The following is a 680-nucleotide window of genomic DNA, read 5'->3' on the forward strand; positions in this document are numbered from 1 at the left end:
ACCGATGCGCGGGAGCTTCTGCGCGGCGGCGCGGGGGACCTGCCCGGCGCCTTCGCGGAAGCCTCCCGACTGCTGCCGGGGAAGGCCGCATGAGCCGGCCGCCCTCCCTGCGGGACCTGCGCTCCCTCACCCAGGCGCGGATCGCGCTCGGCGCGCACGGCGCCGGCTGGCCCACCGCGGCGTCCCTGGCCTTCGGCCTCGACCATGCCCGCGCCCGCGAGGCGGTGTGGACGCCCCTCGACCCGGCGGCGATCCGCGAGGCCCTGACAGAAAAGGGGCTCGCCTCGGTCGAGGTCTGCTCGAACGTCGCTGACCGAGCCGAATACCTGCGCCGCCCGGACAGGGGCCGCACGCTCCATCCCGAGTGCGACGCCGTCCTGGACGAGGCCGGGACGGGCTTCGACCTCGCCATCGTCATCGCGGACGGGCTCTCCGCGACGGCAGTCGCCCTCAACGCGGTGCCGGCGGCGGCGGCGCTGGCGGCGCGGGCGAAGCGGGCCGGCTGGAGCCTCGCGCCCCTCGTCATCGCGACCCAGGCGCGGGTGGCGCTCGGCGATCCCGTGGGCGCGCGGCTGAAGGCGCGGGCGGTGGTGGTGCTGATCGGCGAGCGGCCCGGCCTCTCGGCCTCGGACAGCCTCGGCTGCTACGTCACCTTCGCGCCGGAGCCCGGCCTGCCGGAT

At 77.2% G+C, this 680-nt stretch carries 1 protein-coding gene; it reads left to right on the top strand.

Annotation, left to right across the window (positions count from 1 at the left end; translation table 11 throughout):
* Positions 1-89: 89 nt before the first annotated feature.
* On the top strand, positions 90-680 hold a 591-nt coding region (locus MKK52_RS03925), incomplete at its 3' end, for an ethanolamine ammonia-lyase subunit EutC (RefSeq protein ID WP_243952443.1).

This window comes from Methylobacterium sp. J-067 (assembly GCF_022829465.1).
Taxonomy (GTDB): Bacteria; Pseudomonadota; Alphaproteobacteria; order Rhizobiales; family Beijerinckiaceae; genus Methylobacterium; species Methylobacterium litchii.